Source organism: Arthrobacter sp. TE12231 (assembly GCF_054062895.1).
This window is the reverse complement of record NZ_JBSSFS010000001.1, coordinates 809,735-834,268: the sequence shown is the minus strand read 5'-3', so window position 1 is coordinate 834,268 and position 24,534 is coordinate 809,735. Positions and strand designations below refer to the sequence as shown.

Here is a 24,534-nt window from a genome sequence, read left to right as displayed (position 1 = left end):
GCTGCCATGTCGCCGGTACCTTCCGGCGATCCGGCAGCTATCCGGCGATTTCGACGGATTTACAGGAACCCGGAGTCCGGCGCCCCTACGCGCGCAGCGCCCTGGTCAGTTCGGCCCGGGCCAGCAACCCGCTGTCCGACGGGTAGGCCACTTCCTCCAGCACCAGCGGATGCGGGGCAGCCAGCACCGAGCGGGCGTCGCGCTGCCGGGCAAGCAGCCGCTCGTAAAGCCACCCCGGAGCCTCCACGCCTTCCCCCACGTACAGGGCCGAGCCCACCAGGGAGCGGACCATGTTGTGGCAGAACGCGTCGGCCTGGACGGTGGCGACAATGACGCCGTCGGTGCCGCGCGCGAATTCAAAGCGCTGCAGTTCGCGGATGGTGGTGGCGCCCTCGCGGGGCTTGCAGTAGGAGCGGAAGTCCTGCAGCCCGAGCAGCTGCACGGCACCCTCGTTCAGCAGCCCGACGTCGAGCGGGCTCTTGTGCCAGAGGGTCGAATAACGCCCCAGCGGGTCCCACAGGGCCGGGCCGTCCGCGATCCGGTAGGAATACCGGCGCCACAGGGCGGAGAACCGGGCGTCGAAGCCTTCGGGCGCGACCGTGGCCCGGTGGACCTCGATCGCTCCGCTGAGGTCCCCCAGCCCCCGGCTCAGGGCGCCGCGGAGGCGTCGGACCAGGGCGACGGCGGGATCAAGTTCAACGCCGCGGTTCAGTCCCTGCCACTCGGCTTCACTGAGGTCCAGGTGGACCACCTGTCCCCGCGCGTGCACGCCGGCGTCGGTCCGGCCGGCCACCGTGACCCGCACGGGCCGGCGGACCAGCAACGCCAATGCCTCTTCCAGGACGCCTTGGACGGTGCGCAGCCCCGGCTGCACGGCCCATCCGCTGAAGGGGCCGCCGTCGTACGCCAAATCCAGCCGGATACGCAAAAACCCGCCGCCCCCCAAAACGGGGGCAGCGGGTTTGAGCTCGTTCATAGACTTAAGTCTATAAGAAGGTCTTGGCGAATTACTTCGCGTCCTTCTCGGAGTCAGCGGCAGCTTCCTCAGCGGCCGGAGCCTCTTCGGTAGCTTCAGCTTCGGGAGCCTCGGCAGCGGGGGCCTCTTCGGTCTCGGCAACTTCGGTCTCAGCAACCGGAGCAGCTTCAGCCTTCTCGGCGTCCTTCTTGTCGGCATCGCGCTTGGCGGCGGAGGTAGCCTCGGCTACGACGGCCTGCTTGGCGGAAACCGGCTCGAGCACCAGTTCGATGACAGCCATGGGAGCGTTGTCGCCCTTGCGGTTGCCGATCTTGGTGATACGGGTGTAGCCGCCATCGCGGTTCTCCACTGCCTGTGCAATGTCGGTGAACAGCTCGTGGACGACGCCCTTGTTGCTGATCAGGCCGAGTACACGACGGCGGGAGGCGAGGTCGCCACGCTTGGCGAAAGTCACCAGGCGCTCAGCGTACGGCTTCAGGCGCTTGGCCTTGGTCACCGTGGTGGTGATCCGCTTGTGCTCGAACAGTGCGGCGGACAGGTTCGCGAGCATAAGACGCTCGTGAGCCGCTCCGCCTCCGAGGCGCGGACCCTTAGCGGGGGTAGGCATAATAGTTTCTCCTCATATGGAAGCCGTCGGGCTGCGCACGCCAGGGTGCATCCAGCCGGCCGGCCAAGATCTGTTGGTTAGAGCTCGTCGTCGCTGAACGCGGCGTCGTCCTCTTCGATGGCTGCGGCACGTGCTGCCAGATCGAAACCGGGAGGGGAGTCCTTGAGGGACAGACCCAGTTCGACCAGCTTGGCCTTGACCTCATCGATGGACTTCGCACCGAAGTTGCGGATGTCCATGAGGTCAGCCTCGGAGCGGGCAACGAGTTCACCCACGGTGTGGATGCCCTCACGCTTGAGGCAGTTGTAGGAACGGACCGTCAGGTCCAGATCCTCGATCGGCAGAGCCATGTCGGCTGCCAGGGCAGCGTCCGTCGGCGACGGGCCGATCTCGATACCTTCAGCTGCGGTGTTCAGCTCGCGGGCCAGACCGAACAGTTCCACCAGGGTGGTGCCGGCCGAAGCAACGGCGTCGCGCGGAGCGATTGCCTGCTTGGTCTCGACGTCGACAATGAGCTTGTCGAAGTCGGTGCGCTGCTCAACACGGGTAGCTTCCACGCGGAAAGTAACCTTCAGGACCGGCGAGTAGATCGAGTCGACCGGAATGCGGCCGATCTCGGAGTCGCCGGACTTGTTCTGAGCTGCCGAAACGTAGCCGCGGCCGCGCTCGATGGTCAGTTCGAGCTCGAACTTGCCCTTCGAGTTCAGCGTGGCAATGTGCAGATCCGGGTTGTGGAATTCGACGCCGGCCGGCGGAGCGATGTCCGCGGCGGTGACGACTCCCGGGCCCTGCTTGCGCAGGTAAGCAACAACCGGCTCGTCGTGCTCGGAGGAAACCGACAGGTTCTTGATGTTCAGGATGATCTCAGTGACATCTTCCTTGACACCCGGAACCGTGGTGAACTCGTGCAGCACGCCATCGATCCGAATGCTCGTGACAGAGGCACCAGGGATCGAGGAGAGCAGGGTACGACGGAGGGAGTTTCCGAGGGTGTAGCCAAAGCCCGGCTCAAGCGGTTCGATGATGAACCGGGAGCGGTTTTCGGAGACGACCTCTTCGGAGAGGGTGGGGCGCTGTGCAATGAGCACTTAGGTTTCCTTTCGGCGAGCATCCGCTATATGACGCAACACAGGTGGTGGAAAGAGTCGGTCTGAAGACTTAACGCGGCCGGGCTTGCCCGGACCGGTAAGGGTCCGGGCAAGCTCCTGGGCGTTGGAAAGCCTTAGACGCGGCGGCGCTTCGGCGGACGGCAGCCGTTGTGGGCGCTGGGGGTGACGTCCTGGATGGAGCCAACCTCGAGGCCAGCGGCCTGCAGCGAACGGATGGCGGTTTCGCGTCCGGAACCCGGTCCCTTGACGAACACGTCAACCTTGCGCATGCCGTGCTCCTGTGCACGCTTTGCGGCGGCTTCGGCGGCCATCTGGGCAGCGAACGGGGTGGACTTACGCGAGCCCTTGAAGCCAACCTCACCGGACGAGGCCCAGGAGATGACAGCACCGTTCGGGTCCGTGATGGACACGATGGTGTTGTTAAAGGTGCTCTTGATGTGCGCCTGGCCCAGCGCGATATTCTTCTTGTCCTTCTTACGCGGCTTGCGAACCGCGCCACGAGTCTTCGGGGGCATTTTTTCTCCTACAGAAAGTTATTGGGGGAAAGCTTCGCTGTTCCCTCATTTGCCGGGTTCTTTGAAACCGCGTCAGCGGTTACAAAGGGGCAAATGGGGTTTAGCGGGCCTTCTTCTTGCCGGCGACGGTACGCTTCGGGCCCTTGCGGGTACGGGCGTTGGTCTTCGTACGCTGTCCGCGTACGGGCAGGCCCTTGCGGTGACGCAGGCCTTCGTAGCTGCCGATCTCAACCTTGCGGCGGATGTCAGCGGCTACCTCGCGGCGAAGGTCACCCTCAACCTTGTAGTTGCCTTCAATGTAGTCACGCAGCTCGACCAGCTGTGCGTCGGTCAGGTCCTTGACCCGGACGTCAGCGCTGATGCCGGTGGCAGCCAGGGTTTCGTGTGCACGGGTCTTACCCACGCCGTAGATGTAAGTAAGCGCAATTTCCAACCGCTTTTCGCGGGGAATGTCTACGCCAGCGAGACGAGCCATAGTGGCAGTGCTCCTTGTATAAACCGGAGGTCGTAGGCAGTACACCCGCACGTTCAATGCGGCCCCAGCCTCCGACCGGGGGTTAGCTGTCCGGGCCCATTACGTCCCAGTTCAGCTTGTGCTGCCTTTTCTATTTACTTGCGTGGGTTAGCAACCCAGGGTTTTCCCGAAGAGGGAAATTAGCCCTGGCGCTGCTTGTGGCGCGGGTTCTCGCAGATCACCATGACCCGGCCATTACGGCGGATCACTTTGCACTTTTCGCAGATCTGCTTGACGCTCGGCTTGACCTTCATGGCGTTCCTTTGCGTGTTGCAGTTGGTCAGCTGGACCGGCCTTCGGCTATTGCTCTGGCCGCCCAGTGTTTACTTGTAGCGGTAGACGATACGACCACGTGTCAGGTCGTAAGGGCTCAGCTCCACCACTACGCGGTCCTCGGGGAGGATCCTGATGTAGTGCTGGCGCATCTTTCCAGAGATGTGTGCCAGAACGATGTGCTTGTTGGTGAGCTCAACGCGAAACATCGCGTTAGGCAGCGCCTCGGTCACAACGCCCTCGATCTCAATGACCCCGTCCTTCTTGGCCATACCCTCCGCTAACTGTTGTTGCCGCAGCCTCCCGGTTTGCACCGGCCATGACCGCGGACGTTTTTGATTGATTGGTTGGTGCCACCCGACCACAAAAGGGCACAACGGGGCAGACAACCAACAGTCAACACTACGCCATTTCGGCGGGATTGTTAAATCCAGAGTTAAATCCAGCAATCGTAGCGCACTCAGCGTCCGTACGCACCTAGCGTGCCGGCCGGCGTCGTCACTGCCTCCGCCCGTTCGATCCCGTCGAGGATCGCCAGGCGCACGACGTCGGCTGCCGCGCTCTGCAGCGTAATGAGGCTGATCTGGCGGGCCGCCGCAGTGCTGCGGTCCAGTGCGACGGCGCCGGTCGCCAGCGCGAACACGGTGTCACCGTCGGCAAGGGTATGGCTTGGATTCAACGCCCGGGCCAATCCTGCATGGGCCGCCGAGGCTGTGCGCTTGCATTCGGACTTGTCCAGGACGGCATCAGTGGCGACGACGACGAGCGTCGTGTTGAGCGGCGGGGCTGTAGCGCCAGGACCGTAGCCTGCGGCTTCGGCCTCACCTTCCGCCCCAACAGCCGAAACCCTCTGCGTGCTCGCTCCTTCGTCCCCACCGGCCCCCTCGCCTCGCAAGCTCGGCGAGGGAACCCCGCCGTCGTGGCCCCAGCTTAGACGCACGCTGCCGGGTTCCGTCTGCTGGGGCGATGCGATGAATGGGAGTCCCAGCGCGTTGACCACCGCCAGCGCCGCTACAACAACGCCACTGTCTAGGGTGATGGAGGCTGTTCCAACTCCGCCTTTGTAGGTGCCACGGCCGATTGCTGCTCCTGTGCCGGCGCCGACGTTGCCTCGGTCGACGTCGTGGCCGTTGGCCCGGGCCCCGGCAGCTGCCGTGGCCGCGTAGCCCATGGCGTCGCCGGGGCGTGCGGTGAAATCACCGCCGCGGCCGAGGTCGAAGATCGCCGCGGCCGGAACAATGGGGACAAGCCCGCCGGGGACGGCGAAGCCGCGGCCGTTCTCCTCGCACCAGCGCTGGGCGCCGTGCGCCGCCGCGAGGCCAAAGGCGCTCCCCCCGGTCAGGACGACGGCGTCCACGGTGGAGGACAGCGTGGTGGGATCCAGGGCGTCCGTCTCATGCGTTCCGGGGCCGCCGCCGCGGACATCCACCGAGCCCACTGTGCCGGGCGGCGGGAGAACCACCGTCACCCCGCTCAGCCAGCCGTCGGCGGACTTCTGCACATGGCCTACCCGGATCCCGGCGACGTCGGTAATCGCTCCCGTTGCTTTCATGGCTCCATTGTGCGCCCCCACCCAACTGACTCGCAGCAGGGGCCGTTTTGGGGGCTCATAACGGCCGCAAGTGCGAGTCAGTTGGGTTGATCCGGCGTCCAAAACAAATGTTATGCAATCCTTCGGCGAACGCTGCGTGAACGGATTTGGAAGCCTCGAGCAACAATCTCCGGGACAGCCCGGATTCGGGATTTCGCCCGTCAGGCATGTGGTGGAGTGAGTCAGGTCCCCCGCCCACCTGCCTGCCCTTCGGCCGGCCCGGATCCGTTAGAGACCCGAATGACCAGACTATTGACTGACCGGCCGCCCGCCGTTGCGGAGGCCGGGAAGGCCAGCCCGCGGCGACCCCGCTGGTCCGGCCGAACCCGCCGGGATTTCTTCGTCTTCCTGGCCCTGGCGCTCCCGAACCTCGCGCTGATCGCCGTATTCACCTACCTGCCCCTGATCAACAACATCTACTACTCCACGTTGGACTGGACCCTCGGTTCCGCGTCCGCCACCGTAGTGGGGCTCGGGAACTACATCACGTTCTTCACGAGCCCCGATGCCGCAAACGTCCTGGGCACCACCGCCGTCTTCACCCTGGTAACGGTCGGCGGGTCCATGGCGCTGGGGCTCCTCGTGGCCCTGGCGCTGAACGCCAAAGTCCGCGGGACCACCTTTGCCCGCTCCGCCGTGTTCGCGCCCTACGTGCTGAGCGGCGTCGGCGTCGGGCTCGTGTGGCTCTTCATCTTCGACCCCGGCTACGGGGTCCTGGCCTGGCTGCTGCGTGGCATCGGCCAGCAGAGCCCGCAGTGGATCAACGATCCCCAGCTGTCGCTGGTCATGGTGATCCTGGTCTACGTCTGGAAGAACCTCGGCTACTGCGCGGTGGTGTTCCTGGCCGGCCTGCAGTCGCTGCCGCAGGACGTCATGGAAGCGGCCGCCCTGGACGGTGCCAACGGCTTCCGGCGGTTTGTGAACATGTCCCTGCCGCTGCTCTCGCCCACCACGTTCTTCCTGCTCATCACCACCATGCTGAGTTCGCTGCAGGCCTTTGACCTGATCCGGATCATGACGCCGCTGGGCAATGGCACCAGCACCCTGATCTATGAGGCCTATCTGCAGGCCTTCGGCGCCTTCAACCGGGCCGGCTATTCGGCCGCCATCTCGGTGGTCCTCTTCGCAATCCTGCTCATCATCACCGTCCTCCAGTTGCGGTTCGTCGAACGGAAGGTGCACTACTCGTGAGCACGCTCTCGCCTGTCAGCCCCGATCCCGCCACCACCGGCGACTCCCCCGCTCCCGGTGCAGGAGGAGCCACGGAACCCGGTGAGGCAGCGGCACCCGAGGGCGTCGTCGCCGAAGCACCGCCCCTGCGCCCGGCGCCGTTCTCCCGCGCCAACCTGGTCCAGACGATCGCCGGCGGCTACCTCCCGCTGATCCTGGCCACCCTGGTGGTGTTCCTGCCCCTGCTGTGGATGCTCCTGAGCTCCTTCAAGCAGCCGGGCGAGATCATCACCATGGATCTGAAGCTCCTGCCGGACAGCGTGAACCTGGAGAACTACAGGACGGCCATGACCACGGTTCCGTTCGGGCAGTTCTTCATGAACAGCCTGATCGTCACCGCCGTGGGCTCCACCGTCAAGGTGATCCTGGCGATCCTGACCGCCTACGCCCTCGTGTTTGTCCGCTTCCCGTTCAAGAACGCCATCTTCGTGCTGATCCTCGTGGCCCTCATGGTCCCCCCGCAGGTGTCCATACTGCCCAATTACATCCTGATCGCCGGGATGGGCGGAAAGAACACCTTGTGGGGCATCATCCTGCCGGGACTCGGCACGGCCTTCGGCACGTTCCTGCTGCGCCAGCATTTCCGGACGCTGCCCGGGTCCATCCTCGAGGCGGCGGAAATCGACGGCGCCGGCCACTGGCGCCGGCTGTGGCAGGTCGTGGCGCCGGTCTCCGTTCCTTCGATCGCCACAGTTGCCCTGGTAACCGTGGTCAGCGAGTGGAACGACTACATCTGGCCGCTCATCATCACGGACCGGCCCGAAACCATGACCCTCCCCGTCGGCCTGACGCTGCTGCAGAACTCCGAGGGCAACGGCTCCGGCTGGGGCATCCTCATGGCCGGCGCCGTCCTGGTGATCGTGCCGATCCTGCTGGTCTTCGCCGCACTGCAGCGCTATATCGTCGCCGGCCTCACGCAGGGCAGCGTCACGGGCTGACCCGGCCCGCGACCACCATCCCCCCTCACGCCCGCTCGACGCGCGCCCACTATCTCCGTCATCAGAACCAACGAGTCCGTACCTTTGAGAGGATCCACCGTGGCAATCAACCTTCACCGCCGGCATTTCCTGGGGCTGGCCGGCGCCAGCGCAGGAGCAGCAGCACTGGCCGCCTGCGGCGGCCCGTCGACGGCCGGCACTCCTGCCGCCACCGGCGCAGCCGAGATCGACTTCAGCGGCGTCAAGCCGGCCGCATCGTTCGATTTCTGGACCAACCACCCGGGCAAGTCCCAGGACGTGGAACAGTCCGTGATCGACAAGTTCCACGCGAAGTTCCCGGACATCAAGGTAAACCTCGTGACCGCAGGCGCCAACTACGAGGAAATCGCGCAGAAGTTCCAGACCTCCCAGGCCGCCAAGTCAGCGCTGCCCGGCCTCGTGGTCCTCTCGGACGTCTGGTGGTTCCGCTACTTCACCAACGGCAACATCATTCCCCTCGACGGCCTGGTCAAGCAGCTCGACATCAAGGTGGATGACTTCCAGAAGTCACTGGTTGCGGACTACCAGTACGCCGGCAAGCAGTGGGCGCTCCCCTACGGACGCTCCACCCCGCTGTTCTACTACAACAAGGACCACTTCAAGGCCGCGGGACTGCCGGACCGCGCGCCCAAGACCTGGCAGGAGTTCGGCGACTGGGCGCCCAAGCTCAAGGCCAGCTCCGGCGCGCAGTACGCCTACATCTACCCGGCGCTGGCCGGCTACGCGGGCTGGACCCTGCAGAACAATCTGTGGGGCTGGGGCGGCAGCTGGTCTGACGGCTGGACCGTCACCTGCGATTCCGCCGAGTCCGTCGCCGCACTGCAGTGGGCCCAGGACTCAATCTACAAGGACAAGTGGGCCGGGGTCTCTTCGAAGGAAGCCGCGGACGACTTTGCCGCCGGCATCACCTCGACCACCATCTCCTCCACCGGATCGCTCCTCGGCGTCCTGAAGTCCGCCAAGTTCAACGTGGGGGTCGGCTATCTACCGGGCGGCCCGAAGGCCGAAAGCGGCGTCTGCCCCACGGGCGGGGCCGGGCTCGGCATTCCCAGCGGTGTCAGCAAGGAAGTCCAGCTCGCGGCGGCCACGTTCCTGAAGTTCATGACCGAACCGGAAAACACGGCGGCATTCTCCGCGGCCACCGGCTACATGCCCACCCGCCTGTCGGCCGACATGGGGGCCGTGCTGGCCAAGACCCCGCAGATCAAGACCGCCATGGACCAGCTCGCCGTGACCCGGGTCCAGGACAACGCCCGGGTGTTCCTGCCCGGCGCGGACCAGGAGATGGCCAAGGCCGCCGCCGCGATCCTCACCCAGCAGGGCGACGTCAAGGCCACCATGGCCGGGCTCAAGACGACCCTCGAGGGGATCTACACCAAGGACGTGAAGCCGAAGCTCACCAGCTAACGGCGCGCCCCTCCCAACTAGCTCGCAGTTGTGGCCGTTTTGAGCACTCATAACGGCCCCTGCTGCGAGCTAGTTGCGTTAAGCGGGTCAGGGAATCGGGACGGGTACGACGCCGAGCGGGGCCAGTTTCGCCGCTCCGCCGTCCGGCGCCGAGAGGACCCAGATGCCCTTGTCGTGGACGGCCACGGAGTGCTCCCACTGGCAGGAGCGCTTGCCGTCCGTGGTGACCACCGTCCAGTCGTCGTCGAGCACGGCGGTGTCGATGCTGCCGCGGACCAGCATGGGCTCGATTGCCAGGCACAGTCCGGGGCGGATCTTCGGCCCGCGGTGGCCGGTGCGGTAGTTCAGGACGTCCGGGGCCATGTGCATCTCGGAGCCGATGCCGTGGCCCACGTAGTCCTCGAGAATGCCCAGCGGCTTGCCCGGCACCGAGGAGACGTAGTCGTCGACGGCGTTGCCGATGTCGCCGACGAACTTGCCGGTCGCCAGCGCGGCGATGCCCCGCCACATGGCTTCCTCTGTGACCTCGGACAGGCGCACGTCTTCGGGATCGGGGGTGCCGACAATCACGGTCCGGGCGGAATCGGAGTGCCAGCCGTCCACGATCGCGCCGCCGTCGATCGAGATGATGTCGCCGTCGGCCAGGACCCGGCTGCCGGGGATGCCGTGGACCACTTCCTCATTTACCGAGGTGCAGATGGTGGCCGGGAAGCCGTGATAGCCGAGGAAGTTGGACTTGGCGCCGGCGTCCTGGAGGACGGCGGCGAACACCTCGTCCAGCCGGGCGGTGGTGACGCCCGGGGCGGCCGCGGCAACCGCGGCATCCAGTGCCCGGCTCAGGACAAGCCCGGCCTCATGCATGGTGCGCATCTGGGCGTTGGTCTTGTATTCAATGCGGGGCTGGCCGAATGCCATCTCTACCTCAGTGCTTCATCTCGCGGCCCGGGCGGGTTTCCGCCCGGGCCTCCACTACGGGTCATCAGTTCAAGTCTTCAAGCTCTATTCTCCCGCACGGCCGCGGCGGTCTGGAACGGAGGCGCCGCGGGCGGCAGGGCGGCCACCGCCGCCGGCTCCCCCGCACGCGGACTCCCCTGCCGGCTTGCTGGCGCCAGCAAACGCCGAAGGGCGCGTCCTGTACACGTGGTACGGGACGCGCCCTTCGGGAGCAGCAGGAGCGGATCAGGCGGTCTGGGCCGACTTGATCGCTTCCATGACTCGCTCGGTGACTTCATCAATGCCGCCGATGCCGTCCACCTGGGTCAGGATGCCGCACTCGGCATACTTCTGCACAACGGGTTCGGTCTGGCCGTGGTACAGGTCCAGCCGGTGACGGATAACGCCTTCGTTGTCGTCGCTGCGGCCGGTTTCCTTGGCACGGCCCAGAAGCCGCTTGACCAGTTCTTCATCGTCCGCGGTCAGCTGCAGGACGACGTCGAGCTTCTGGTCGCCGTCGGCCAGGATCGCGTCGAGGTAGTCCACCTGCGCGGTGGTGCGCGGGTAACCGTCCAGCAGGAAGCCGGGCTCGACGTCGTCCTCGCTGAGGCGGTCGCGCACCATCTTGTTGGTGACGCTGTCCGGAACGAAGTCGCCGGCGTCCATGTACTTCTTGGCTTCGACGCCCAGCGGCGTCTCACCCTTGACGTTGGCGCGGAAGATGTCTCCCGTGGAGATCGCAACGACGCCGAGGCGCTCCGAAATGCGTTCCGCCTGCGTTCCCTTGCCGGAGCCGGGAGGTCCGATAATCAACATTCTCGTCATCGCAAAAGCCCTTCGTAGTGACGTTGCTGTAGTTGCGCATCAATCTGCTTTACGGTCTCCAGACCGACGCCCACCATGATCAGGATCGAGGTGCCGCCGAACGGGAAGTTCTGGTTAGCGTTGATCAGAACCAGTGCAACCAGCGGGATCAGTGCCACGAAGCCAAGGTAGAAGGCTCCGGGCAGGGTGATCCGGGATAGGACGTACTGAAGATAATCCGCGGTCGGCTTGCCGGCGCGGATGCCCGGAATGAAGCCACCGTACTTCTTCATGTTGTCCGAGACCTCTTCGGGGTTGAATGTAATCGCAACATAGAAGTAGGTGAAAAACACAATCATGGCGAAATACAGCAACATATAGATCGGGTGGTCACCCTTGGTCAGGTTGTTGTTGATCCACTCAACCCAGGGCTGCATCTGCTCGCCGGCCTTGGGCTGGTTGAACTGTGCGATCAGCCCCGGCAGGTACAGCATGGACGAGGCGAAGATGACGGGCACGACGCCGGCCATGTTCACCTTGATGGGGATGTAGGTGCTGGTTCCACCGACGGTGCGGCGTCCGATCATGCGCTTGGCGTACTGCACCGGGATCCGGCGCTGGGACTGCTCCACGAAGACCACCAGGGCCACGGTGAGCAGGCCGATGATCAGGACCAGGAAGAAGGTGCCGGGGCCCTGGGCCTTCCAGATCGCACCGAGCGAGCCCGGGAAGCCGGCTGCGATGGAGGTGAAGATCAGCAGCGACATGCCGTTGCCGACCCCCTTTTCCGTCACGAGCTCACCCATCCACATGATGAGGCCCGTACCGGCCGTCAGTGTGATGATGATGAGCACTGTGGTGACGATGGAGCTGTCCGGGATGATGGGCAGCTGGCAGTTCGGCAGCAGCTGGCCGGAGCGGGCCAGCGACACCAGCGTCGTGGCGTTGAGCAGGCCGAGGGCGATGGTGAGATAGCGGGTGTACTGGGTCAGCTTGGACTGGCCGGATGCACCCTCCTCGTACAGCTGCTGGAAGCGGGGAATGACCACCCGGAGCAGCTGGACGATGATGCTCGCCGTGATGTAGGGCATGATGCCGAGGGCAAAGATGGACACCTGCAGCAATGCACCGCCGCTGAACAGGTTGACGAGCTGGTAGATCCCGCCCGAGGTCTGACCGTTCTGCAAGCATTGCTGGACATTCTGGTAGCTCACACCAGGCGAGGGGATGAATGCACCCAAGCGGAAGATTGTGATGATTCCCAGCGTGAACAACAACTTGCGTCGCAGATCAGGCGTGCGAAAGGCCCGGCCAAATGCGCTAAGCAAGCGTCCTCCTGAGTAATAAGTAAAGTCGTGTGAGACAGGTCAAATAAACCCAACAACCGAGTCTAACGGGTGGATGCGTCCGGCGAACAATCGGCGGGGCCCGGAAAGTGAAAAAACTCCCGGCACCGGTGGCCTGAGCCCCTGGTACCGGGAGTTTCAACAACGGGCAACTGCCCCGCCGCCTCCTTAGAGGGCGGTGGTGCTTCCGCCTGCTGCGGCAATCTTTTCAGCGGCACTGGCCGAGAATGCGTGGGCGGTGACGTCAACCTTGACGGTGATGTCGCCGGTGCCCAGCACCTTGACGGGCTGGTTCTTGCGAACGGCACCCTTTTCGACCAGGTTCTCCACGGTGACTGCGCCACCTTCCGGGAACAGCTCGTTGAGCTTGTCCAGGTTTACAACCTGGTACTCAACCCGGAACGGGTTCTTGAAGCCGCGCAGCTTCGGCAGGCGCATGTGCAGCGGCAGCTGGCCGCCGGCAAAGCCAGCCTTGATCTGGTAGCGGGCCTTCGTACCCTTGGTACCGCGACCGGCGGTCTTACCCTTGGAACCTTCACCACGACCAACACGGGTCTTGGCGGTCTTGGCACCCGGGGCGGGACGCAGGTGGTGAACCTTCAGTGCGTTCTGCTTTTCAGCGGCGCCCTGTGCCTTTTCGGCGGTGTTCTTCTCTGCCATTTACTTCGCCTCCTCTACCTTTACCAGGTGCGGAACCGTGTTGAGCATTCCGACGGTCACGGCGTCGGCGGTGCGGACAACGGTGTGTCCGATCCGCTTCAGGCCGAGGGACCGAAGGGTGTCGCGCTGGTTCTGCTTGCCGCCAATGGCGGACTTGATCTGAGTGATCTCCAACTGAGCGTCGGAGGGAATCAGGTTCTTAGCCAACTCAGACACCTGCCTTCTGGTTCAAAAGCGCCTTCACCATTGCCGGCGGAGCGATCTCGTCGAGCGGGAGGCCGCGGCGTGCTGCCACTGCTGCCGGCTCTTCAAGGCGCTTCAGCGCGTCAACAGTCGCATGCACGATGTTGATGGCGTTGGAAGATCCGAGCGACTTGGAGAGGATGTCGTGGATGCCCACGCACTCCAGTACTGCACGGACCGGACCGCCGGCGATAACACCGGTACCGGCGGACGCCGGACGCAGCATGACGACGCCTGCGGCGGCCTCACCCTGTACGCGGTGCGGGATGGTGCTGCCGATGCGGGGAACGCGGAAGAAGGACTTCTTGGCTTCTTCAACGCCCTTCGCGATTGCGGCAGGAACTTCCTTAGCCTTGCCGTAGCCGACGCCGACCATACCGTTGCCGTCACCGACGACGACGAGGGCGGTGAAGCTGAAGCGACGACCACCCTTGACGACCTTGGAAACGCGGTTGATGGTTACGACGCGCTCTACGAACTGGCTCTTCTCGGCCTCGCGGCCGCCGTCGCGGCCACCACGGCCGCCACGGTCGCCACGGCCCTGGCCGCGGTCGCCACGCTCGCCACGACGAGCGCCACCACGGCGGTCATCGGCGGTCGCAGGCGCAGCGGTCTCAGTTGCCGGAGCAGCTACAGCTTCAGTCACCTGAATGTCCTTTTCGTTATTTTCGGTCACAGTGACAGCCCACCTTCACGTGCACCGTCAGCGACGGCGGCGATGCGGCCGTGGTACTTGTTACCACCGCGGTCGAAGACAACTGCTTCGATACCGGCAGCCTTGGCACGCTCGGCGACGAGCTCGCCAACGCGCTTGGCCTTGGCGGTCTTGTCACCGTCGAATGCACGAAGATCGGCTTCCAACGTGGAGGCGCTTGCCACGGTCAGGCCCTTGGTGTCATCGACAACCTGGACGAATACGTGACGTGCGGAACGGTTGACGACCAGACGCGGGCGTACAGCCGTACCGGAGATGCGCTTGCGGATACGAAGCTGGCGGCGGCTGCGCTGGGCAGACTTGCTCTTGTTCGTACGCTTCTTGTTAATTGCGATCGCCATGGTTACTTACCAGCCTTTCCGACCTTGCGGCGGATGACTTCGCCTGCGTAACGGATGCCCTTGCCCTTGTAGGGGTCCGGCTTCCGCAGCTTGCGAATGTTGGCAGCAACCTCGCCGACCTGCTGCTTGGAGATACCTGAAACAGAGAGCTTGGTCGGGGTCTCAACTGCAAAGGTGATGCCGTTCGGTGCCGAGACGTTGACGGGGTGGCTGAAGCCCAGAGCGAACTCCAGGTCAGAACCCTTGGCCTGGACGCGGTAACCGGTACCGACAATCTCAAGCTTCTTCTCGTAGCCTGCGGTGACACCCTGGATCATGTTGGCGATCAGGGTGCGGGTCAGGCCGTGCAGCGAACGTGAGGCGCGCTCGTCGTTCGGGCGGGCGACAGTCAGGGTGCCATCTTCCAGGGAAACCTCGATCGGGCTGGGCACAGTGTGGCTCAGCTCGCCTTTGGAACCCTTGACGCTGACGACAGAGCCGTCAACCTTGACCTCAACGCCGGCAGGAACGGTGATGGGGAGACGTCCAATACGTGACATTATTCTCTTCCTTTCCCGTTACCAGACGTAAGCGAGGACTTCGCCGCCCACGCCCTTCTTGCCGGCCTGCTTGTCAGTCAAGAGGCCGGAAGAGGTGGACAGGATTGCGACACCCAGGCCACCGAGCACGTGCGGCAGGTTGGTGGACTTTGCGTAAACGCGCAGTCCCGGCTTGGAAATACGACGAACGCCAGCGATTGAACGCTCGCGGTTCGGACCGAACTTGAGCTCGAGGGTCAGCTTCTTGCCAACCTCAGCGTCTTCTTCTTTCCAGGAGGCGATGTAACCTTCAGCCTTCAGGATGTCGGCAACGCGTGCCTTGAGCTTGCTGTACGGCATGGACACGGAGTCGTGGTATGCCGAGTTAGCGTTGCGCAGACGCGTAAGCATGTCTGCGACGGGATCTGTCATTGTCATGTGGGCTCTTGCCCTTCCTCATAACGGTTTCCGCCACGCTGCATTTCCGAAAATAAACCGGAAACAGCGAGGCCGGACCTTTTACGTAGCTAGATTAGTCTTCGGTCTTGAACGGGAAGCCAAGCGCCTTGAGCAGCGCGCGGCCTTCGTCGTCAGTCTTGGCAGTGGTCACGACAGTGATGTCCATGCCGCGTACGCGGTCGATGGAATCCTGGTCGATTTCGTGGAACATAACCTGCTCGGTCAGACCGAAGGTGTAGTTGCCGTTGCCGTCGAACTGCTTGCCACTGAGGCCACGGAAGTCGCGGATACGCGGCAGTGCCAGCGTGACCAGACGGTCCAGGAATTCCCACATACGGTCGCCACGCAGAGTCGCGTGCGCACCGATCGGCATGCCTTCGCGCAGCTTGAACTGTGCGATCGACTTGCGTGCCTTGGTTACCTGCGGCTTCTGGCCGGTGATCAGGGTGAGATCGCGGACAGCGCCGTCGATCAGCTTGGAGTCCTTGGCGGCATCTCCAACACCCATGTTCACAACGACCTTGACCAGGCGGGGAACCTGGTTGACGTTCTGGTACTTGAATTCCTCAGTCAGCGTGTTCTTGATGGAATCGGCGTACTTGGTCTTCAGACGAGGAACGATCTTGCTTGCCGGAGTCTCGAGAGTCTCAGTCATTAGATGTCCTTCCCTGAGCTCTTGGCCACGCGGACGCGCACTTCACGCTTCACGCCATCGCGTTCAACGGTCTCGGTGCGGAAACCGACGCGGGTGGGCTTCTTGGTGGACGGGTCAACCAGAGCCACGTTGGAGATGTGGATCGAAGCCTCGACGACCTCGATGCCACCGGTCTTGGTGCCGCGCTGCGACTGACCGACCTTGGTGTGCTTGGTTACGCGGTTAATGCCTTCGACCAGCACGCGGTTGGTCTCGGGGAATACGCGCAGAACCTTGCCCTGCTTGCCCTTGTCGCCGCCGCGCTCAGCCTTGGCGCCAGTGATGACCTGAACGAGGTCACCCTTTTTGATCTTAGCCATGGACTAGAGCACCTCCGGAGCCAGAGAAACGATCTTCATGAACTTCTTGTCGCGAAGTTCACGACCAACCGGTCCGAAGATACGGGTACCGCGGGGGTCACCGTCGTTCTTCAGGATGACGGCTGCGTTCTCGTCAAACTTGATGTAGGAACCATCCGCACGGCGGCGTTCCTTCTTGGTACGGACGATGACAGCCTTGACGACGTCGCCCTTCTTTACGTTGCCGCCCGGAATTGCGTCCTTGACGGTAGCGACGATTACGTCGCCAATGCCTGCGTAGCGACGGCCAGATCCACCGAGAACGCGAATGGTAAGGATTTCCTTAGCACCCGTGTTGTCGGCGACCTTGAGTCGCGACTCCTGCTGAATCACTATTTACTCCTTGCGTCGCGCTGGTTCTCAGACCGAAAATCTTCCTACGGAATGAGCCTTGCGGAACGGTTGATCGGGGTGTCTCTTGACCTGCCTGGATTTTGCCAGACCAGGCCTAAACGCCCGTGCCAAAAACATTTGCTTCCCAGGCGGTTCCGACGGATCGGGGCGCAAGGGGGCACTATGCCGTGGCACGATTGTTTACGAGGTTGATGACGGCGCGCAAAAGGCGCCATACAAACTCAAAATCTTAGCACGTTTTCGGCGAATCCCCATATCACAGCTTCGCCCTTCAAACACAGCCCATCACAGCGCCGCCCGGGCAGCAGAGCACGGCAGCGCCCGACGGCGTCACGCAGGACAAGCTTTTGGCCCGCCGGCCGCCGCGCTCCCCCGGAAACCCGGCCGCCGCCGTCGTACGCTTCGTGAAAGCCTGCTGCCCGTGGCACCGCGAGCCGCGGCCCCCAAGATTTCCCCGACAACGCGGAAGCCCCCGCTCCCCCAAAGGGGAACGAGGGCTTCAGCTGTAGCACAGGCAGCAAAGCTGCAGGTGTTACTTGGCCTTTTCGAGGATCTCGACCAGGCGCCACCGCTTGGTAGCGGACAGCGGGCGGGTCTCGGCGAGGAGCACGAGGTCGCCGATGCCGGCGCTGTTCTCTTCGTCGTGAGCCTTGATCTTGGCGTTGCGGCGGATGACCTTGCCGTAGAGGGCGTGCTTCACGCGGTCTTCGACCTGGACAACGATGGTCTTTTCCATCTTGTCCGAGACGACGTAGCCGCGCTTCGTCTTACGGTAACCGCGCTCGTCAGCCTTGGCTGCGCCGGAAACAGTTTCCGTCACGTTCTCGTCCTTTTCACTCACTTGGCATCCTCCTCGGTTTCAACCGTTTCAGCCTTCTCGGCCTTCTTGGTTGCAGCCTTCTTGGACTTCTTCTCTTCCTTGGCTTCCACAACCGGTGCGGCAACCTCGGCACGAATGCCCAGCTCGCGTTCGCGGAGAACGGTGTAGATGCGGGCGATGTCCTTCTTTACCGCACGCAGACGACCGTGGTTCTCCAGCTGACCGGTGGCGGACTGGAAACGCAGGTTGAACAGCTCTTCCTTGGCCTTGCGGAGTTCTTCAACGAGACGCTCGTTGTCGAAACCGTCCAGCTGTGCGGATGCAAGTTCCTTGGATCCTACTGCCATTTCTACTCACCACCTTCGCGACGCACAATGCGTGCCTTCAACGGCAGCTTGTGGATTGCCAGGCGCAGGGCCTCGCGAGCTACCTCTTCACTGACACCGGAGAGTTCGAAGAGAACCCGGCCCGGCTTGACGTTTGAGACCCACCATTCCGGAGACCCCTTACCGGAACCCATGCGGGTTTCGGCAGGCTTCTTCGTCAGCGGACGGTCCGGGTAAATGTTGATCCAGACCTTTCCGCCACGCTTGATGTGGCGGGTCATCGCGATACGGGCAGATTCGATCTGACGGTTCGTGACGTAGGCAGGGCTCAGAGCCTGGATGCCCCACTCACCGAAGGAGACCTGGGTGCCGCCCGTAGCAGCGCCGGAACGACCCGGGTGGTGCTGCTTACGGTGCTTTACTCGACGTGGGATAAGCATTTAAGCCTGTCCTCCTTCTACTGCCGGTGCAGCTGCCTCAACTGCCGGAGCTTCGGCGGCAGCGGGTGCTGCCTCAGCTGCCGGGCGGTCGTTACGACGACGGCGGTCACCACGGTCAGCGCCACCCGGGCGGCCCGGGCGGTCGCTGGCACCACGGCCGCGGGACGGAGCAGCAGCTGCCTGCTGAGCCAGTTCCTTGGCGGTGACGTCGCCCTTGTAGATCCAGACCTTCACGCCAATGCGGCCGAAGGTGGTCTTGGCCTCGTAGAAGCCGTAGTCGATGTTCGCACGCAGGGTGTGCAGGGGCACACGGCCTTCGCGGTAGAACTCCGAGCGGGACATTTCAGCGCCGCCCAGACGACCGGAGCAAGCGATACGGATGCCCTTGGCACCGGCACGCTGTGCGGACTGCATGGCCTTCTTCATCGCGCGGCGGAACGCCACGCGGGAAGTCAGCTGCTCAGCAACGCCCTGGGCAACAAGCTGGGCTTCCATCTCGGGGTTCTTGACCTCGAGGATGTTCAGCTGAACCTGCTTGCCGGTGAGCTTTTCGAGCTCGCCGCGGATGCGGTCTGCTTCAGCGCCGCGGCGGCCGATGACGATGCCCGGACGTGCCGTGTGGATGTCCACGCGGACACGGTCGCGGGTGCGCTCGATTTCGACCTTGGCGATGCCGGCGCGTTCCATGCCCGTGGACATGAGCTGGCGGATGCGGATGTCTTCGCGAACGAAGTCCTTGTACCGCTGGCCAGCCTTGGTGCTGTCAGCAAACCAGTGCGATACGTGATCGGTGGTGATGCCGAGTCGGAACCCGTGCGGGTTAACTTTCTGTCCCACTTAGCGAGCCTCCTCTTTCTCCGGGGTAGCGACTACCACGGTGATGTGGCTCGTGCGCTTCTTGATCTGAAATGCACGACCCTGAGCTCGCGGCTGGAACCGCTTCATGGTCGGGCCTTCATCAACAAACGCTTCGCTGATGATGAGGTCACCTTCGTCAAACGCCACGCCGTCGCGGTCCGCGAGGACCCGGGCGTTGGAGATTGCCGACTGAACTACCTTGAATACCGGCTCCGAAGCTGCCTGGGGGGCAAACTTCAGAATTGCCAGAGCCTCATTCGCTTGCTTACCACGAACAAGGTTGACGACGCGCCGGGCCTTCATAGGCGTTACGCGGATGTGACGCGCAATTGCCTTGGCTTCCATTGCTTTCCTTCTCTCGTCTTTGACGTAAGTGCAGGCGCCTAGCGGCGCTTGCCCTTACGGTCGTCCTTGACATGGCCGCGGAATGTCCGCGTGGGAGCGAATTCGCCGAGCTTGTGCCCGACCATCGACTCAGTGACAAACACGGGGATGTGCTTGCGTCCGTCGTGCACGGCGATCGTGTGGCCGAGCATGTCGGGGACGATCATCGAACGGCGGGACCAGGTCTTGATGACGTTCTTGGTGCCCTTTTCGTTTTCCCTGGCTACCTTCACAAAGAGGTGCTGGTCAACGAAAGGACCTTTTTTCAGGCTGCGTGGCATGTGTCCAGGCTCCTATCGCTTGTTCTTGCCAGTACGACGGCGACGAACAATAAGCTTGTCGCTCTCTTTGTTGGGGCGGCGGGTGCGGCCCTCAGGCTTACCGTTGGGGTTGACCGGGTGACGACCACCGGAGGTCTTACCTTCACCACCACCGTGCGGGTGGTCAACCGGGTTCATGGCGACACCACGGACGGTCGGGCGAACGCCCTTCCACCGCATACGGCCGGCCTTGCCCCAGTTGATGTTCGACTGCTCAGCGTTGCCGACCTCGCCGACGGTTGCGCGGCAGCGCACGTCAACGTTGCGGATTTCGCCGGAAGGCAGACGCAGCTGGGCGAAACGGCCTTCCTTGGCGACGAGCTGAACAGAAGCGCCAGCGGAACGGGCCATCTTGGCGCCGCCACCCGGACGCAGTTCGACTGCGTGGATAACGGTACCGACGGGGATGTTGCGCAGCGGCAGGTTGTTGCCCGGCTTGATGTCAGCGTCGGCGCCGGCCTCTACGAAGTCGCCCTGGGACAGCTTGTTCGGGGCGATGATGTAACGCTTGGTGCCATCAACATAGTGCAGGAGTGCGATGCGAGCCGTACGGTTCGGGTCGTACTCGATTTCGGCAACGCGGGCGTTGACGCCGTCCTTGTCGTGGCGACGGAAGTCGATCAGACGGTACTGGCGCTTGTGTCCACCACCCTTGTGACGGGTCGTGATCTTACCGGTGTTGTTACGGCCACCCTTTTTCGGGAGGGGACGTACCAACGACTTTTCCGGCGTCGACCGCGTGATTTCAGTGAAGTCCGCTACGCTCGAGCCACGACGGCCCGGGGTAGTCGGCTTGTATTTACGGATTCCCATAATTTATTTCCTCGTTAAAGTGGTCTCCGCTATGAAAGCGGACCGCCGAAGATGTCGATAGTGCCTTCTTTGAGGCTCACAATGGCACGCTTGGTGTTCTTGCGGGTACCCCAGCCGAATTTGGTGCGCTTGCGCTTACCGGCACGGTTGATGGTGTTGATCGATTCGACCTTGACGGAGAAAATCTTCTCCACGGCCAGCTTGATCTCGGTCTTGTTCGAGCGGGGGTCCACCAGGAAGGTGTACTTGCCCTCGTCGATCAGGCCGTAGCTCTTTTCCGAGACGACGGGTGCAAGCACGACGTCGCGCGGGTCTTTGATGGTGGCTGCACTCACTTGGCATCCTCCTCGTTCTTTGCGACCTTGTCAGCAACAAATGCTTCGTAGGCAGCCTTGGTGAAGACTACGTCGTCGGAAACGAGAACGTCGTAGGTGTTCAGCTGGTCTGCGTACAGAACGTGAACTTCCTCGAGGTTGCGCACGGACAGTGCAGCAACATCGTTGGCGCGCTCAATGACAACGAGCAGGTTCTTGCGCTCGGAAACTCCGCGCAGGGTTGCCAGTGCTTCCTTGGAGGACGGCTTGGAGCCGGCAACCAGGTCAGCGATGACGTGGACGCGGCCGTTGCGGGCACGGTCCGAGAGTGCGCCGCGCAGTGCAGCAGCAATCATCTTCTTGGGAGTGCGCTGGCTGTAGTCACGCGGCGTGGGGCCGTGGACAACGCCACCACCGGTCATGTGAGGAGCACGGATGGAACCCTGACGGGCGCGGCCGGTGCCCTTCTGCTTGAACGGCTTGCGACCTGCACCGGAAACTTCGGCGCGGGTCTTGGTCTTGTGGGTACCCTGGCGAGCAGCAGCGAGCTGGGCAACGACGACCTGGTGCAGCAGCGGCACGTTGGTCTGTACGTCGAAGATCTCTGCAGGCAGGTCAACCTTGACAGTGCTAGTCATTGAACTAGGCTCCCTTCACGGCGGTGCGTACGAGTACGACCTGGCCGCGGGCACCGGGAACGGCGCCCTTGATCAGGAGCAGCGACTTCTCGACGTCAACCGCGTGGACCGTGAGGTTCAGCGTGGTGTGACGAACGGCGCCCATGCGGCCGGCCATTTTCATGCCCTTGAAGACGCGGCTCGGGGTGGATGCGCCACCGATTGAACCGGGCTTACGGTGGTTCTTGTGGGCACCGTGGGAAGCTCCAACGCCGTGGAAGCCGTGACGCTTCATAACACCGGCGAAGCCCTTACCCTTGGTGGTGCCAACGACGTCGATCTTCTGGCCGGCTTCGAAGAGCTCTACGGAGAGCTCCTGGCCCAGCTCGTAAGAGTCAGCATCTGCAGTGCGCAGTTCTACGACGTGGCGGCGAGGCGTGACGCCTGCCTTTTCAAAGTGACCAGCCAGCGGCTTGGTGACCTTGCGGGGATCGATCTGGCCGTAGCCGATCTGAACGGCGACATAGCCATCAGTTTCTGCGTTGCGCAGCTGCGTGATGACGTTCGAGTCAGCCTGGACCACAGTGACGGGGATGAGCTTGTTGTTCTCGTCCCAGACCTGGGTCATGCCGAGCTTCGTGCCCAGCAGGCCCTTTACGTTACGGGTTGCGGTCATAGTCTCTCAGCACCTCCCTACAGCTTGATTTCGATGTTCACGTCGGCCGGCAGGTCGAGACGCATGAGCGAGTCAACAGCCTTGGGCGTGGGGTCGATGATGTCGATCAGACGCTTGTGCGTGCGCATTTCGAAGTGCTCGCGGCTGTCCTTGTACTTGTGCGGAGAGCGGATAACGCAGTACACGTTCTTCTCCGTCGGCAGCGGCACGGGGCCGACTACCGTTGCGCCTGCGCGCGTGACCGTCTCAACGATCTTCCGAGCTGAAACGTCAATGACCTCGTGGTCGTATGACTTCAGCCGGATGCGGATTTTTTGTCCCGCCATGTCGCCTGACTCTCTTTCAGTCTGTGCTTCCCCTGATTGGGGCTGCCCTGTTCACTTACGTGTTGTGTGGCTGCCGAAGCATTTGAAGTCGTGACTACCACCCGCCGCACAAGCTGAATCCGGAAGAATCCGGGTTCCTCAACCTGCCGGCGTAACCGACCCCCGCGGTCGGGCGTGTCGCACGTTTTCACACATACGAGTCCGCAATTCCATGGGGAGTGGGTTATGTTTGGTCTCTTACTTGGACCCTGTCACCCGGCATTATCCGGATCGGGACGCGAAAGAGCGCTTGAACAACTCAACTAGTATGCCGGAATTTGCGGGCAGAAGCGAATCAGTCCCCATGAAGGGGCAGTTCGGACATTGTCCTCTTCCGCCATCGAATAGATGATAGGGGCATGACTGTGCAGGATTCTGTTTCAGTTCAGGCCCTCGCCGCTCGCCTGAGGCCCGGGTTCACTCTGGGAGTCGCCTCCGCTGCCTTCCAGATCGAGGGCGGCCTCGACGCCGGCGGCCGCGGGCCCTCCGGCTGGGACGCGTTTGCCGAGAAGCCGGGGAACATCCTGCACGGGCACTCCCCCGCCGTCGCGTGCGATCACTATAACCGCGCCGCCGAAGACATCGGGCTCATGCGCGAGCTCGGAATCGACTCCTACCGCTTCTCGATCTCCTGGCCGCGGGTCCAGCCCGAGGGGACAGGGCCCTTCAATGCGGCCGGCCTGGACTTCTATGACCGACTCATCGACCAGCTGCTCGCCGCCGGCATCTCTCCCATGGCCACGCTGTATCACTGGGATACGCCGCTCCCCCTCGAGCACCGGGGCGGCTGGATGAACCGCACGACGGCGGAACGGTTTGCCGAGTACAGCGCGGCTGCCGGCAAGCGGTTCGGCGATCGTGTGGCGCAGTGGGTCACGCTGAACGAGCCCGCTTCGGTCACTCTCAACGGGTACGCCCTGGGCACCCATGCGCCCGGCCACGGCCTGCTCTTCGATGCCTTGCCGTCTGTGCACCATCAGCTCCTTGGCCACGGCCTGGCGGTGCAGGCGCTGCGCGCGGAAGGCGTCAGCGGCGCCGTCGGCGTCTCGAACCTGCACTCGCCGGTCCGGCCGGCTTCCGGCTCCGTCTCCGACCGGCTGCTCGCCCGGGTGTTCGACCTCCTGCTGAACCGGCTCTACGCCGACCCGATCCTGCTGGGCCGCTTTCCCGGGCCGCCGCTGATCGCCCGGCCGTGGTTCCGTTCGCTGCGGAGCATCCCCGACGCGGATCTGGCCACCATCCACCAGCCGCTGGATTTCTACGGCCTGAACTACTACTACCCCGTGCGGGTGGCCACGGGCCGCGGCGTCGACAGCCCCACCGGAGACGCGGAGGCGATGCTGAAGGTGCCCTTCCACCTCGCCGCGTTCCCGGAGTACGAGCACACGGGATTCGGCTGGCCGGTGGCCCCGGACCACCTGGGAGTCCTGCTCCGGGAGCTGAAGGACCGGTACGGCGCGGCGCTGCCGCCGCTGTTCATCACCGAGAGCGGGGCGAGCTTCCCCGAACCGGACCGCGTCACGGGACCTATTCCCGACGCCGGGCGGATCAGCTACCTCGCCGCGCACCTTCGCGAGGCGGTGGAAGCCACCTCCGCCGGCGGCATAGCCCACGACGTCGAACTGCTCGGCTACTACGTCTGGACCCTCATGGACAACTTCGAGTGGGCGGCCGGCTACTCCCAGCGCTTCGGCCTGGTGCACGTGGACTTCGACACCCAGCAGCGCACGCCGAAGGAGTCCTACTACTGGTACCAGGCCCTCGCACGGGCCCGGGGGCCAAGAAGCATCTAAACAGGCCGGCGCGGCCGGAGACTACTACTCGCGGTTTGCCCGGTTGATGCGCTTGGCACGCTCGATCTCCCGGCGGAAGTGCTTCTTCACCCAGAAGTAAGCGACCGCTGCCCCGACGACAAGCAGCAGAAAAATGAACCAGCCCATGGTGAGCTCCTTTCCCCTACCTGCAAAGGTAGCAGG

36 protein-coding genes are annotated in these 24,534 nt (G+C 63.5%); 4 read left to right on the top strand and 32 right to left on the bottom strand.

Annotated features, from left to right (window positions below; genetic code table 11):
- Positions 1 to 85: 85 nt before the first annotated feature.
- The 8 genes from ACVWYS_RS03860 to ACVWYS_RS03825 form a co-directional block, all read right to left on the bottom strand.
- Positions 86 to 976, bottom strand: coding sequence for a tRNA pseudouridine synthase A (locus ACVWYS_RS03860; RefSeq protein WP_175460481.1), 891 nt, complete (start codon positions 974 to 976; stop codon positions 86 to 88).
- Positions 977 to 1,007: 31 nt separating this feature from the next.
- Complete coding sequence (rplQ, locus tag ACVWYS_RS03855) at positions 1,008 to 1,583, bottom strand: 50S ribosomal protein L17 (RefSeq protein ID WP_116765089.1); 576 nt, start codon at positions 1,581 to 1,583, stop codon at positions 1,008 to 1,010.
- A 77-nt stretch (positions 1,584 to 1,660) separates the two neighbouring features.
- Positions 1,661 to 2,671, bottom strand: coding sequence for a DNA-directed RNA polymerase subunit alpha (locus ACVWYS_RS03850; protein WP_018773683.1), 1,011 nt, complete (start codon positions 2,669 to 2,671; stop codon positions 1,661 to 1,663).
- A gap of 134 nt (positions 2,672 to 2,805) precedes the next feature.
- Positions 2,806 to 3,207: a 30S ribosomal protein S11 gene (gene rpsK / locus ACVWYS_RS03845; protein ID WP_018773682.1), complete on the bottom strand. Its 402-nt coding sequence runs from the start codon at positions 3,205 to 3,207 to the stop codon at positions 2,806 to 2,808.
- A 100-nt stretch (positions 3,208 to 3,307) separates the two neighbouring features.
- Positions 3,308 to 3,682, bottom strand: coding sequence for a 30S ribosomal protein S13 (rpsM, locus tag ACVWYS_RS03840; protein ID WP_003803743.1), 375 nt, complete (start codon positions 3,680 to 3,682; stop codon positions 3,308 to 3,310).
- A 179-nt stretch (positions 3,683 to 3,861) separates the two neighbouring features.
- Positions 3,862 to 3,975 (bottom strand): 50S ribosomal protein L36, encoded by a 114-nt coding sequence (rpmJ, locus tag ACVWYS_RS03835; protein ID WP_009358722.1) that lies wholly within the window; start codon positions 3,973 to 3,975, stop codon positions 3,862 to 3,864.
- Between the two features lie 69 nt (positions 3,976 to 4,044).
- Positions 4,045 to 4,266: a translation initiation factor IF-1 gene (gene infA, locus ACVWYS_RS03830; RefSeq protein ID WP_009358723.1), complete on the bottom strand. Its 222-nt coding sequence runs from the start codon at positions 4,264 to 4,266 to the stop codon at positions 4,045 to 4,047.
- 188 nt (positions 4,267 to 4,454) lie between these two features.
- Positions 4,455 to 5,546: a P1 family peptidase gene (locus ACVWYS_RS03825; protein ID WP_456509349.1), complete on the bottom strand. Its 1,092-nt coding sequence runs from the start codon at positions 5,544 to 5,546 to the stop codon at positions 4,455 to 4,457.
- Between the two features lie 279 nt (positions 5,547 to 5,825).
- Between ACVWYS_RS03825 and ACVWYS_RS03820 the strand changes: the two genes are divergently transcribed.
- From ACVWYS_RS03820 to ACVWYS_RS03810, 3 genes are all read left to right on the top strand, one after another.
- Positions 5,826 to 6,776: a carbohydrate ABC transporter permease gene (locus tag ACVWYS_RS03820; protein ID WP_456509348.1), complete on the top strand. Its 951-nt coding sequence runs from the start codon at positions 5,826 to 5,828 to the stop codon at positions 6,774 to 6,776.
- Entirely contained in the window at positions 6,773 to 7,753 is a 981-nt protein-coding gene (locus ACVWYS_RS03815) for a carbohydrate ABC transporter permease (protein ID WP_456509347.1), read from the top strand. The genes ACVWYS_RS03820 and ACVWYS_RS03815 overlap by 4 nt, the downstream gene beginning before the upstream one ends.
- A gap of 99 nt (positions 7,754 to 7,852) precedes the next feature.
- Positions 7,853 to 9,199, top strand: coding sequence for an ABC transporter substrate-binding protein (locus ACVWYS_RS03810; protein WP_456508448.1), 1,347 nt, complete (start codon positions 7,853 to 7,855; stop codon positions 9,197 to 9,199).
- An 87-nt stretch (positions 9,200 to 9,286) separates the two neighbouring features.
- Here ACVWYS_RS03810 and map read toward each other — a convergent pair whose 3' ends face one another.
- The 23 genes from map to rpsJ form a co-directional block, all read right to left on the bottom strand.
- On the bottom strand, positions 9,287 to 10,114 hold the full coding sequence (map, locus tag ACVWYS_RS03805; RefSeq protein WP_116765092.1) for a type I methionyl aminopeptidase: 828 nt from the start codon (positions 10,112 to 10,114) through the stop codon (positions 9,287 to 9,289).
- A gap of 264 nt (positions 10,115 to 10,378) precedes the next feature.
- On the bottom strand, positions 10,379 to 10,948 hold the full coding sequence (locus tag ACVWYS_RS03800; protein ID WP_456509124.1) for an adenylate kinase: 570 nt from the start codon (positions 10,946 to 10,948) through the stop codon (positions 10,379 to 10,381).
- Between the two features lie 5 nt (positions 10,949 to 10,953).
- Positions 10,954 to 12,264 (bottom strand): preprotein translocase subunit SecY, encoded by a 1,311-nt coding sequence (gene secY / locus ACVWYS_RS03795; RefSeq protein ID WP_116765094.1) that lies wholly within the window; start codon positions 12,262 to 12,264, stop codon positions 10,954 to 10,956.
- A 186-nt stretch (positions 12,265 to 12,450) separates the two neighbouring features.
- On the bottom strand, positions 12,451 to 12,942 hold the full coding sequence (gene rplO / locus ACVWYS_RS03790; RefSeq protein WP_091251994.1) for a 50S ribosomal protein L15: 492 nt from the start codon (positions 12,940 to 12,942) through the stop codon (positions 12,451 to 12,453).
- Positions 12,943 to 13,149, bottom strand: a complete 207-nt coding sequence (gene rpmD, locus ACVWYS_RS03785; protein WP_056626615.1) for a 50S ribosomal protein L30 — start codon at positions 13,147 to 13,149, stop codon at positions 12,943 to 12,945.
- 1 nt (position 13,150) lies between these two features.
- Positions 13,151 to 13,831, bottom strand: coding sequence for a 30S ribosomal protein S5 (rpsE, locus tag ACVWYS_RS03780; protein ID WP_202615727.1), 681 nt, complete (start codon positions 13,829 to 13,831; stop codon positions 13,151 to 13,153).
- 26 nt (positions 13,832 to 13,857) lie between these two features.
- Positions 13,858 to 14,241 (bottom strand): 50S ribosomal protein L18, encoded by a 384-nt coding sequence (rplR, locus tag ACVWYS_RS03775; protein WP_091251989.1) that lies wholly within the window; start codon positions 14,239 to 14,241, stop codon positions 13,858 to 13,860.
- Positions 14,242 to 14,243: 2 nt separating this feature from the next.
- On the bottom strand, positions 14,244 to 14,780 hold the full coding sequence (gene rplF, locus ACVWYS_RS03770) for a 50S ribosomal protein L6 (RefSeq protein ID WP_116765096.1): 537 nt from the start codon (positions 14,778 to 14,780) through the stop codon (positions 14,244 to 14,246).
- An 18-nt stretch (positions 14,781 to 14,798) separates the two neighbouring features.
- The gene (gene rpsH, locus ACVWYS_RS03765; protein ID WP_056425243.1) at positions 14,799 to 15,197 is read right to left on the bottom strand and encodes a 30S ribosomal protein S8; all 399 of its coding nucleotides are present in this window, start codon (positions 15,195 to 15,197) and stop codon (positions 14,799 to 14,801) included.
- 94 nt (positions 15,198 to 15,291) lie between these two features.
- Entirely contained in the window at positions 15,292 to 15,873 is a 582-nt protein-coding gene (gene rplE / locus ACVWYS_RS03760) for a 50S ribosomal protein L5 (RefSeq protein WP_018773672.1), read from the bottom strand.
- On the bottom strand, positions 15,873 to 16,232 hold the full coding sequence (rplX, locus tag ACVWYS_RS03755) for a 50S ribosomal protein L24 (RefSeq protein WP_024366125.1): 360 nt from the start codon (positions 16,230 to 16,232) through the stop codon (positions 15,873 to 15,875). The genes rplE and rplX overlap by 1 nt, the downstream gene beginning before the upstream one ends.
- Before the next feature lie 3 nt (positions 16,233 to 16,235).
- Positions 16,236 to 16,604 carry a 50S ribosomal protein L14 gene (gene rplN, locus ACVWYS_RS03750; protein ID WP_003803789.1) on the bottom strand — a complete coding sequence of 123 codons (369 nt, stop codon included), beginning with the start codon at positions 16,602 to 16,604 and terminating at the stop codon, positions 16,236 to 16,238.
- 553 nt (positions 16,605 to 17,157) lie between these two features.
- Positions 17,158 to 17,466 carry a 30S ribosomal protein S17 gene (rpsQ, locus tag ACVWYS_RS03745; protein ID WP_091251984.1) on the bottom strand — a complete coding sequence of 103 codons (309 nt, stop codon included), beginning with the start codon at positions 17,464 to 17,466 and terminating at the stop codon, positions 17,158 to 17,160.
- Positions 17,463 to 17,792, bottom strand: coding sequence for a 50S ribosomal protein L29 (gene rpmC / locus ACVWYS_RS03740; RefSeq protein ID WP_066436863.1), 330 nt, complete (start codon positions 17,790 to 17,792; stop codon positions 17,463 to 17,465). The genes rpsQ and rpmC overlap by 4 nt, the downstream gene beginning before the upstream one ends.
- 2 nt (positions 17,793 to 17,794) lie before the next feature.
- The gene (rplP, locus tag ACVWYS_RS03735; RefSeq protein WP_018773668.1) at positions 17,795 to 18,211 is read right to left on the bottom strand and encodes a 50S ribosomal protein L16; all 417 of its coding nucleotides are present in this window, start codon (positions 18,209 to 18,211) and stop codon (positions 17,795 to 17,797) included.
- Complete coding sequence (rpsC, locus tag ACVWYS_RS03730; protein WP_091251983.1) at positions 18,212 to 19,048, bottom strand: 30S ribosomal protein S3; 837 nt, start codon at positions 19,046 to 19,048, stop codon at positions 18,212 to 18,214. It abuts the gene before it with no gap.
- Entirely contained in the window at positions 19,049 to 19,414 is a 366-nt protein-coding gene (gene rplV / locus ACVWYS_RS03725) for a 50S ribosomal protein L22 (protein ID WP_003803798.1), read from the bottom strand.
- A gap of 38 nt (positions 19,415 to 19,452) precedes the next feature.
- Positions 19,453 to 19,734, bottom strand: a complete 282-nt coding sequence (gene rpsS, locus ACVWYS_RS03720; RefSeq protein ID WP_018773666.1) for a 30S ribosomal protein S19 — start codon at positions 19,732 to 19,734, stop codon at positions 19,453 to 19,455.
- Between the two features lie 12 nt (positions 19,735 to 19,746).
- Complete coding sequence (rplB, locus tag ACVWYS_RS03715) at positions 19,747 to 20,586, bottom strand: 50S ribosomal protein L2 (RefSeq protein ID WP_091251982.1); 840 nt, start codon at positions 20,584 to 20,586, stop codon at positions 19,747 to 19,749.
- A gap of 29 nt (positions 20,587 to 20,615) precedes the next feature.
- Positions 20,616 to 20,921 (bottom strand): 50S ribosomal protein L23, encoded by a 306-nt coding sequence (gene rplW / locus ACVWYS_RS03710; RefSeq protein WP_018773664.1) that lies wholly within the window; start codon positions 20,919 to 20,921, stop codon positions 20,616 to 20,618.
- Positions 20,918 to 21,538 carry a 50S ribosomal protein L4 gene (gene rplD, locus ACVWYS_RS03705; protein WP_090575302.1) on the bottom strand — a complete coding sequence of 207 codons (621 nt, stop codon included), beginning with the start codon at positions 21,536 to 21,538 and terminating at the stop codon, positions 20,918 to 20,920. The genes rplW and rplD overlap by 4 nt, the downstream gene beginning before the upstream one ends.
- Before the next feature lie 4 nt (positions 21,539 to 21,542).
- Positions 21,543 to 22,193: a 50S ribosomal protein L3 gene (gene rplC / locus ACVWYS_RS03700; RefSeq protein ID WP_003803812.1), complete on the bottom strand. Its 651-nt coding sequence runs from the start codon at positions 22,191 to 22,193 to the stop codon at positions 21,543 to 21,545.
- A 17-nt stretch (positions 22,194 to 22,210) separates the two neighbouring features.
- Positions 22,211 to 22,519: a 30S ribosomal protein S10 gene (rpsJ, locus tag ACVWYS_RS03695; RefSeq protein WP_003803825.1), complete on the bottom strand. Its 309-nt coding sequence runs from the start codon at positions 22,517 to 22,519 to the stop codon at positions 22,211 to 22,213.
- Between the two features lie 398 nt (positions 22,520 to 22,917).
- Between rpsJ and ACVWYS_RS03690 the strand changes: the two genes are divergently transcribed.
- The gene (locus tag ACVWYS_RS03690) at positions 22,918 to 24,351 is read left to right on the top strand and encodes a GH1 family beta-glucosidase (protein WP_456508447.1); all 1,434 of its coding nucleotides are present in this window, start codon (positions 22,918 to 22,920) and stop codon (positions 24,349 to 24,351) included.
- Between the two features lie 24 nt (positions 24,352 to 24,375).
- Here the strand turns inward: ACVWYS_RS03690 and ACVWYS_RS03685 are convergent, their stop codons facing one another.
- Entirely contained in the window at positions 24,376 to 24,498 is a 123-nt protein-coding gene (locus ACVWYS_RS03685) for a hypothetical protein (protein ID WP_344368216.1), read from the bottom strand.
- Positions 24,499 to 24,534 lie beyond the last annotated feature (36 nt).

What these genes read in the sequence shown, in the direction of transcription:
- ACVWYS_RS03685 (WP_344368216.1), bottom strand. Translation starts at nt 24,498, where the DNA reads ATGGGCTGGTTCATTTTTCTGCTGCTTGTCGTCGGGGCAGCGGTCGCT.
- map (WP_116765092.1), bottom strand. Translation starts at nt 10,114, where the DNA reads ATGGCATTCGGCCAGCCCCGCATTGAATACAAGACCAACGCCCAGATG.
- rplO (WP_091251994.1), bottom strand. Translation starts at nt 12,942, where the DNA reads ATGGCAGAGAAGAACACCGCCGAAAAGGCACAGGGCGCCGCTGAAAAG.
- ACVWYS_RS03690 (WP_456508447.1), top strand. Translation starts at nt 22,918, where the DNA reads ATGACTGTGCAGGATTCTGTTTCAGTTCAGGCCCTCGCCGCTCGCCTG.
- rpsJ (WP_003803825.1), bottom strand. Translation starts at nt 22,519, where the DNA reads ATGGCGGGACAAAAAATCCGCATCCGGCTGAAGTCATACGACCACGAG.
- rplD (WP_090575302.1), bottom strand. Translation starts at nt 21,538, where the DNA reads ATGACTAGCACTGTCAAGGTTGACCTGCCTGCAGAGATCTTCGACGTA.
- ACVWYS_RS03820 (WP_456509348.1), top strand. Translation starts at nt 5,826, where the DNA reads ATGACCAGACTATTGACTGACCGGCCGCCCGCCGTTGCGGAGGCCGGG.
- ACVWYS_RS03800 (WP_456509124.1), bottom strand. Translation starts at nt 10,948, where the DNA reads ATGTTGATTATCGGACCTCCCGGCTCCGGCAAGGGAACGCAGGCGGAA.
- rplC (WP_003803812.1), bottom strand. Translation starts at nt 22,193, where the DNA reads ATGACCGCAACCCGTAACGTAAAGGGCCTGCTGGGCACGAAGCTCGGC.
- rplV (WP_003803798.1), bottom strand. Translation starts at nt 19,414, where the DNA reads ATGGAAGCCAAGGCAATTGCGCGTCACATCCGCGTAACGCCTATGAAG.
- rpsH (WP_056425243.1), bottom strand. Translation starts at nt 15,197, where the DNA reads ATGACAATGACAGATCCCGTCGCAGACATGCTTACGCGTCTGCGCAAC.
- rpmJ (WP_009358722.1), bottom strand. Translation starts at nt 3,975, where the DNA reads ATGAAGGTCAAGCCGAGCGTCAAGCAGATCTGCGAAAAGTGCAAAGTG.
- rplR (WP_091251989.1), bottom strand. Translation starts at nt 14,241, where the DNA reads ATGGCGATCGCAATTAACAAGAAGCGTACGAACAAGAGCAAGTCTGCC.
- rpsS (WP_018773666.1), bottom strand. Translation starts at nt 19,734, where the DNA reads ATGCCACGCAGCCTGAAAAAAGGTCCTTTCGTTGACCAGCACCTCTTT.
- rpsK (WP_018773682.1), bottom strand. Translation starts at nt 3,207, where the DNA reads ATGCCCCCGAAGACTCGTGGCGCGGTTCGCAAGCCGCGTAAGAAGGAC.
- ACVWYS_RS03860 (WP_175460481.1), bottom strand. Translation starts at nt 976, where the DNA reads ATGAACGAGCTCAAACCCGCTGCCCCCGTTTTGGGGGGCGGCGGGTTT.
- rplE (WP_018773672.1), bottom strand. Translation starts at nt 15,873, where the DNA reads ATGACTGAGACTCTCGAGACTCCGGCAAGCAAGATCGTTCCTCGTCTG.
- rpsM (WP_003803743.1), bottom strand. Translation starts at nt 3,682, where the DNA reads ATGGCTCGTCTCGCTGGCGTAGACATTCCCCGCGAAAAGCGGTTGGAA.
- rplQ (WP_116765089.1), bottom strand. Translation starts at nt 1,583, where the DNA reads ATGCCTACCCCCGCTAAGGGTCCGCGCCTCGGAGGCGGAGCGGCTCAC.
- rplP (WP_018773668.1), bottom strand. Translation starts at nt 18,211, where the DNA reads ATGCTTATCCCACGTCGAGTAAAGCACCGTAAGCAGCACCACCCGGGT.
- infA (WP_009358723.1), bottom strand. Translation starts at nt 4,266, where the DNA reads ATGGCCAAGAAGGACGGGGTCATTGAGATCGAGGGCGTTGTGACCGAG.
- ACVWYS_RS03825 (WP_456509349.1), bottom strand. Translation starts at nt 5,546, where the DNA reads ATGAAAGCAACGGGAGCGATTACCGACGTCGCCGGGATCCGGGTAGGC.
- rplF (WP_116765096.1), bottom strand. Translation starts at nt 14,780, where the DNA reads ATGTCACGTATTGGACGTCTCCCCATCACCGTTCCTGCCGGCGTTGAG.
- rplX (WP_024366125.1), bottom strand. Translation starts at nt 16,232, where the DNA reads ATGGCTAAGATCAAAAAGGGTGACCTCGTTCAGGTCATCACTGGCGCC.
- rplB (WP_091251982.1), bottom strand. Translation starts at nt 20,586, where the DNA reads ATGGGAATCCGTAAATACAAGCCGACTACCCCGGGCCGTCGTGGCTCG.
- rpmC (WP_066436863.1), bottom strand. Translation starts at nt 17,792, where the DNA reads ATGGCAGTAGGATCCAAGGAACTTGCATCCGCACAGCTGGACGGTTTC.